Raw genomic sequence first — 7425 nt, forward strand, 5'->3', positions numbered from 1 at the left:
CCTATTACGAAACTGAAGACATTGTTATGGGGAGAGGAAACCGCTTCCCGCTTTGAGCGTGAGCGCCGCGGATTTCCCGATAATGCAAAGCTTGGGGGCAAGCTGATGCGTTTTACTGATGTAGAAATGAAATTATTATCTCAACAAAAAATAGCGTTATTAACAGCGAAAATGGCACTTTTTTTTGTTCGAGCAACTGAAAAATATCAGACCCAAAAAGAACATGAAACGATTGAAAGTTTAATCTTGCAAACTATCTGTAATCCCAAAATACGTTCATTAAAATATTTTACGTCAGATTTGTGTCATGAAAAAACATGGGCATTTTACTTTGAGTATGCAAAAAGGATCGTAGATATTTGTTATGAACACGATATCAATCACGAAAAATCAATAAGTCTATTTTGTTATCTTCTTGTCTATTACGAAATATATGATGTGGATTCTCTTCCTTCGGAATGGCGTGTGATTTTATCAATACCGGATGCAATGGACTTTTATAAAATTGAAAAGTTATCGATGATGTTAATAAATACCATTCCAGATTTTTATCGGCAGTACAGTGCCTAAGGAGATTGTAGTGCCTAACCGGCTATTACCAATAAAACTAGTTAATCCTGAGGGACTCATATTTCACTACTATCCCTACTTATCCATTATTAATGGAAAAGTGACGATTGTTCGATAAGGACCTAATTTATGCCCAAAATTATTCTCATGGGTGATTCCGATACTGGCCATGGCAAGTATGGCCCTACCCAAGTAATTACAGGTTCATCAACAGTAAAAGTCGATGGCAAGGCAGTGGCTCGGCAAGGAGATGCGTTAGCGCCCCATGGTGGGCATTCAAGAACTATCGTTGGCGGTTCAAGTAGTGTATTTATTGATGGCAAACCTGCGGCCAGAACAGGTGATACAGTAAGTTGCGGTGGCGTATTAATGGGTAACTCGTCGGTAACGATTGGTTAATTGATAGAAACGAATATAACCTTCAGGGATTTAATTTTTTATCTAGCATAGTCACCAACATTTTTAATGTCTTTATCTCGGCAGAGGTTTATTTTTTATAATACCGAAACGTGACATTTCTAAACTGGGGCTACTGCGGAAGCTTGCTTAAGCACTCTTATATTAAGTTAAAACTAATATTTAACTTATGTATTTACAGTCTACCTTGTAATACCTAAAGCTAAGTAAGGGATTATGATGTCTTCATCTGAAAATAAACAGTCAAGTGTATTTGCGAATATTTGCCAATCATGCAATATCCCCACAAACTGCACTTTAGAAGCCACAATAAATTTTGATGGGAAAACTGAAATATACCGTCAAGAACAACATTTTTTTAGGCGATTTACTTATCTAATAGAACCTAAAAAAGGTAAAACGGTTCCATTAAAGTTAATGGCTACACCAAAAGGTTGTATTTCGCATAATCCTAACTGCCCTATTGGGAACGTATTTAATGAAAATGGTTCACTCTATGGGGATTTTTCCCCACAGAAAGTATTTGATGATGTCCTTGTTTATACCAAAAGAACATCTGAGTTTTCTTTCGGGGAAAATAATCCAATATCTATGCTTGATAGTTTTATTTATCGAAAAGGTTTCACTGATGACCCTCGTTATCGTCAAAGGTATGGTATGAGATTATCAGAATGTGGAGCGGCGCCATTTCTGACCGTTCCCAATGCCATAAAATTACTCCAAGTGACACTGAACCCAATGACTCATGGTACTGCTTTACTTTTTAAAGAAGGAAAAAAGCATCTAGCATCCGCTCAATTTGATCTTATTTTATACCGTGAATTTAAAGTTAGTGTTGAGATCGGCCTTGAATCTGCATTAGAGGAAAAGAGTAACGAAGCTCGAAAAGCTGAACAAACAGCAAATAATGTAGCGAGAGGATACAGACCAACGCACAGTGGCTGGACTAAACACACAAAAAAATACGGTATTAAAACTGGATTAGGTATTAAAGGTGAGATCACTAGTATTATAGGTGATGAAACAGTCGCCTTTAACACAGAGCTTAAAAAAGAGTTTCTTACAAATAAGAATAAGCTCAACTTAACAAATAGTATTGATACTGCATTTAATAAAATCAATTCTGTATTAAGCTCAGGAAATAGAGTGCAATATCCCTTGGTTTCAACTGAATTCTGCTATCCAGTACTAAAAATAGAAGGCGGAATAAAAACACATCAATCTTCAAATTATGGTGTTATTACTCAAGGGAATGTTTCGGTTGGTTTTGCGCCTCTATTTGGTTTTCAAATTACTGTAGACCTATTAACCGCTTTTGCTACCTATGCACATGTTGATTTTGTTGTTAACAATGCACGAGAATTCCTCGAGAAAAATGAAGAAGCTGTTAAGGAAGGCAACGAAGGTGCTTATGCCAAAATGGTGCTTGAACTCACGTTTAGCTGTGGATTACATGGTAACTTTAAATTTAAAACTGATGATGAAGGTGAGTTTGAGTCTGACGGACGAGATATTGAAATTCAAGGTGAATTAATCGGTAATGCGCACTTAGAAGCAGGTATTAACTATTGGGGAATACAAGGTTTTTTTGAAGCTGGTGCTGAAATTGCGGCTAAACTAAATATCGCTTTTGACAAAGAAAAGGGGGACGATTTAACGGTTGTTATTTATCACGAAGGCATTAAAGCAAAAGTTTATACTAACTATAGTATGGGTGCACAAAATAAACCTATAGAAAGTGATACGCCCCCAATACAGATAAAACCTGGTGGCTATAAAGAATGGATAATTTATGAGGCTTTGAATAAAGATGAATCAGATTGGCGTTTTACCTTGGGCTAAAATTATATTTTTTTTGTTTGGAATGGTGGGCGTTATGAGTAGTTCAAATGCAGAAGAAAAAATGAAAACAAACTATATCGTTAGCTTTAATACTAATGATGCTTTGTGTTTTATAAAAATTAACGACATGTTGGTTATTGATAATGTAGGAATGACCGACAATAGTTTTACTACTGGAAAAACTATTAGTTCATACCTACAAAATGGTAAAAACACGCTGAGTGTTACAATGCTAAATAACTCATTAACTGATAGCGATAAATTAACTAGTAACATGTGGTGTTCAGCTACAGTTAAAAAAACAATTGATGACAAGCCAAGTTTTGGAATTAAATTAATTGTTGATACTAATGGGGAAATTAAAATAAACCCAGATTTTTATCCTAGTAAAATCGAGTTTTTTGGTGATAGCCCTCGCTCTAATAATGCTGAAAAAAATATGATAGAGGCAACTAAGTCCTTTGTTGCAAAAGACTTACCTGAATGGAACTGGACGAAAGGGCAACCAGTATCGAATGCAGATATACCTCAAATCAAAAATTTTTATGAATCACTTCAGAATTCATTTAAAAACCAAAATTTAGATGAGATATATAAAAAAACAGAAGGAATGTGGGGTTCACTTGCAATAGAACAAGGTAGTACACCACAAAAAATGTGGGAATCAATGCCATTTAAACGTTTTTTTAATGAGGGCTATAAATCAGTTCCTATAAATTGGGATGGGTTTAAACTTAATTCATATATGGACGGTAGAATTTTTCGTTTTGAAAAAGGATATGGCCGAGCTTCTCCACTAAAAATAGAAAATTCAAATGGTGATTTTTTCATCACGACACCTTATTTATCAATAATTGATGGTAAAGTAACGGTTGTTAAATAAAATATATTGCCCCTGTAAATAATTCTGTGTATTTGTCTTTCATTTAAATATGACCGTCTAGGCGGTCATCAAACGGAATAATAAAACGGCTCATTGCTTGTTTCCAATTTATCTATAATCGATGGTAAGGTAACCGTTATTAAATAATACATATTTAGCCTGTAAATAATTTTGTGCAAGTTACTTATGCAACTACATATCTCCTCCAAAGCAATCCCTAAAGGGGATTGGGAGAAACACATCAAAGGTATTAATGACGGAAAGCTAACGATTACTAACAAACCTACAGGATTAAAATAATGACACTTGAAAATAACCAAGGCGGTGAATTGATGGTTGTTATCAGAAAATATATTGATATTGAGTGGAACAGAACTAGCCGACGTTTTGTGAAAAAGTATATTGACCCCACTAATTTTATTGATGGCGAGCTTTATATTGCTGATACTATTAATGAGCCGCCATCAACAAACTTTCGTCCTGTAGATGAACGTAATCATCAAGATTTTATTGCTGTGTTGAAAGCTGCCATAGAATCTTATCATGGAAAAATTGACTGGGCTTTAACGGGACGACAAAAAACGAACACACCTGAATATAATTGGGCAGTAGTACCTTCTATCTTTTTGGAGCAGGAAGTAATCGATGAAGCTAATAGATTGATGATAACAAAGGCAGAATATTTATCACGAAAAATGCCTGAACTAGGACCGGTAGCCTATGCGGATTTAATTAATCTTGCTAAACATGTCGATAAATATTTAGAAAAACATTATTTACCTTTGAAGCGTCATTCATAAATCCGACTTAGTGTAATAATGTAAACTAGCAATAAATGAATATGGTTTAGGATGTTATATTGGAGATAATTTAATAGGGAATAACACAATGATGCTTATTACTAATTATAGAATGAGGGTAACCTCGGACTTTTGATTCCGTTAATGCATACTTGTTTGTAGATATTTATGTGGCTTAGCTTACAACATGAAAGAGATATTTTTTTTAGGTCTGCTTGTCACTTTTAGCTGTAATGCGGATTTATGTGACGATTTATATGAAAAACACAAGTCTGACTGGGAAGGGAAACCTAACTTAAGTATTTGTAAGAATGCACTAAAAGGGGACCCAGAAGCTCAATTCGATTTAGGTGGATGGTATAAATTAGAAGCCAAAAAACCGACTGAGGCTTTTGAGTGGGTAAGAAAATCGGCTGATCAAAGGTGTGCTAAATCTCAATTTGTTTTGGGTTTGCTTTATTTCGATGGTGAAGGCGTTGATAGAAATTGGTTCTATGCCTTCGAGTTAGTGGAAAATGCAGCTAATAATGGTATTCCACAGGCCATGACATTCTTGGGACACATGTATCAAAATGGCTATGCTACCGCAAAGAATGCACGCAAGGCTAAAAGGTGGTATTTAGCCGCTGCCAAATTAGGTGATGCTACGGCTTATTCCTATTTAGGAAATATGTATAAAAATGGGGATGGTGTTGATACTGATAACGAGAAGGCCGCTGATTATTTTGTAAGTGCCATTAACTACAATGTAAAAACGGCTTTAACTAAAGATAATAATACTTACCCTTGTAACGAATATGATGTTCTAAAATCAAAAAATTAGACTATTGGTATTCTAAGTTATGTGCTTGCACTCCTTAACAGGACTATTATGAAGATATTATTTACATTGTCATTTTTGTTGATTTCTATATCTGCGTATGCTGTTGATTGCGATAAAGAGATTAACTCTATACTACAAAGTAAGTCACCTTACTCGATTTCAACCATAGAAAAGTGTGCAAGTATTGGCAATTCCAGAGCACAAGTGTTATTTGCATCGCATTTAACAGGCCAAAATAAACATGAAGAAGCCTTTGGTTGGTTACAGAAATCCGCTCAGCAAGAGGATTTTATCGGTTTGTTTTACCTTGGTGTCGCTTATGCGCATGGTCTAGGTACAAAGCAAAATGATGAATTGGCTAAAGTAGAATTTATGAAAGCATGCAAAGCAGGGTATCCTCTCTCTTGTGACGAATATGATAAGTTAAAGAAACTAACGTTACCTGTGCAACGTTAGTTTTTTATGGAGTTCTATACCGAAACTTTAGATTTTCAGTATTCAAAAATAGCAATAATTACCCAAAGAAGGCCTGTTGGGTGAATTAGTTTTACTAGTCTAATTTTCAATGCGGTATTTCGGATGTTGAATATCAATTGGTTGAAAAGAAAGCTTTATTTGCTTATCCCGCGGGAACACCTGTGGCCTCTTTACCCAAACAAAGGGATACGGTAGTCAAACATCGTGGGATTGACTATTTGGCTTCACAGCAAACAAAATTTAATGCGGCGTTTGAGGCAGCTTTGCAAGATGCGTTAGCCTGTACGGCACTGCGTGATGGAGAGCTTGTACTGAGTTTTGAGGTTGAAGCAGGTATTTTTGCCGGTAATCCTCTGGGGCAATCTATCCCATCCATTTATTGGTACTACTTGGTGGATCGTCTTAAAGGCGAGATTGCGCCATTGCGTTACCGAAACGGTGATCCTAATGATAAACTTTATGGCTGTATTGATGAGGAAGGCACTGAATGACGAGTTTATATACGGCAACAAAGCACCCAGAGCAATTAGAAGCCACGCCATTGATTGAAGAAAGTTGTCACTACGATGATCCGTTGGAGCCTCAAAAACTGGTATTTTTAGATGCAGTCAATAAACAGCGTTGTGTGATTAATTCACCACAGCGGAATAGTCAACTTACCAACACGATACCTTTTTTTATCGTGCTCTTAGTAATGGCGTGTTATACGTTATATAATTTTGCTAATAACCATATTGATTCTAAAGCCTCAATTGAAATGATGGCTAAGCACGTGGAGGACAAATATGCAAAGCCAAATAAAAAGGATCCGCATGCATTAAAAATGATAGATTCATATAAGCGTTTTTTTGGCGAAGAAAAAATTAGTTGGTGGGATTATATAAAAGCTAATAATTCAGGCGAGTTCTTTACTAACAGTCAATATGATAAATACCTTGTTATCGGCTGGTTGATCTTTTTCCCGGGTTTTTTATGGCTATTGGGCTATCTCTCTTTTTTTACCCCTCCGGTGTATCTTATTGCTGATAGGCAACGAGGAATATTGTATAGCTATGGGATGGGGAAAGTACGTTTAACGCGCTATGAAGATGCACAATTCGGCTATGCAGGTAAAATGCTGGCGATTAAACTGTATGGCATCGATGAAAAAACAGGGCAATTGAAAACCATACTTTACAAGCCAAATGTTTCCCATTACTCCAGTTTCCTGACCAGCACCGACAGTGAAAACCATCGTTTTATCACGTTTCTCAATGCTTATATGCAACAAAGGCGAGATGCGGTTTCGCCTGTCGATTACCAAGCCCGCAAACCCTTTTTGTCTTTTGGTAAAAACCCCCTTCCTGCTGATTTTGAGCAACAGGTCGAACAGATTTTAGCAAAGCTTGATCAGGAGAAAAAACGCAATGCGTAGTCTTGTGAACGGCAGAAAAATTATCTTAAAAAATGATACGACAAATACTGGTGGTACGGTGCTGACAGCTTCTTCTCTCGCCAAGCAAACCCAAGGAGTCGCCTGTGTGGGCGACTCTGTTTATTGTCCTTCATGTAAAAAAACAGGGACTATCGTTGAAGGCGATAGCTTAATGAAGATCAATGGTATTCCTGTTGCA

10 protein-coding genes are annotated in these 7425 nt (G+C 36.3%); all 10 read left to right on the forward strand.

The features are described 5' to 3' along the window. Positions 1-570: hypothetical protein (locus PSF42_RS20170; protein WP_272680542.1), on the forward strand; the 570-nt coding region annotated here is incomplete at its 5' end. A gap of 129 nt (positions 571-699) precedes the next feature. Next, on the forward strand, positions 700-969 hold the full coding sequence (locus PSF42_RS20175; RefSeq protein WP_272680543.1) for a type VI secretion system PAAR protein: 270 nt from the start codon (positions 700-702) through the stop codon (positions 967-969). Between the two features lie 237 nt (positions 970-1206). After that, on the forward strand, positions 1207-2829 hold the full coding sequence (locus PSF42_RS20180) for a hypothetical protein (protein WP_272525756.1): 1623 nt from the start codon (positions 1207-1209) through the stop codon (positions 2827-2829). Continuing rightward, positions 2798-3712 carry a hypothetical protein gene (locus PSF42_RS20185; RefSeq protein ID WP_213914670.1) on the forward strand — a complete coding sequence of 305 codons (915 nt, stop codon included), beginning with the start codon at positions 2798-2800 and terminating at the stop codon, positions 3710-3712. The genes PSF42_RS20180 and PSF42_RS20185 overlap by 32 nt, the downstream gene beginning before the upstream one ends. 299 nt (positions 3713-4011) lie before the next feature. Next, entirely contained in the window at positions 4012-4512 is a 501-nt protein-coding gene (locus PSF42_RS20190; RefSeq protein ID WP_004259753.1) for a hypothetical protein, read from the forward strand. Between the two features lie 187 nt (positions 4513-4699). Then, complete coding sequence (locus PSF42_RS20195) at positions 4700-5335, forward strand: tetratricopeptide repeat protein (RefSeq protein WP_272680544.1); 636 nt, start codon at positions 4700-4702, stop codon at positions 5333-5335. Positions 5336-5383: 48 nt separating this feature from the next. Beyond that, positions 5384-5791, forward strand: coding sequence for a tetratricopeptide repeat protein (locus PSF42_RS20200; protein ID WP_004259745.1), 408 nt, complete (start codon positions 5384-5386; stop codon positions 5789-5791). A gap of 137 nt (positions 5792-5928) precedes the next feature. Continuing rightward, on the forward strand, positions 5929-6303 hold the full coding sequence (locus tag PSF42_RS20205) for a hypothetical protein (RefSeq protein WP_272680545.1): 375 nt from the start codon (positions 5929-5931) through the stop codon (positions 6301-6303). Then, the gene (locus tag PSF42_RS20210) at positions 6300-7226 is read left to right on the forward strand and encodes a hypothetical protein (RefSeq protein ID WP_272680546.1); all 927 of its coding nucleotides are present in this window, start codon (positions 6300-6302) and stop codon (positions 7224-7226) included. The genes PSF42_RS20205 and PSF42_RS20210 overlap by 4 nt, the downstream gene beginning before the upstream one ends. Further along, on the forward strand, positions 7219-7425 hold a 207-nt coding region (locus PSF42_RS20215), incomplete at its 3' end, for a PAAR domain-containing protein (protein WP_272680547.1). The genes PSF42_RS20210 and PSF42_RS20215, both read left to right, overlap by 8 nt.

The organism is Providencia sp. PROV032 (assembly GCF_028484875.1).
Lineage (GTDB): Bacteria > Pseudomonadota > Gammaproteobacteria > Enterobacterales > Enterobacteriaceae > Providencia > Providencia rettgeri_E.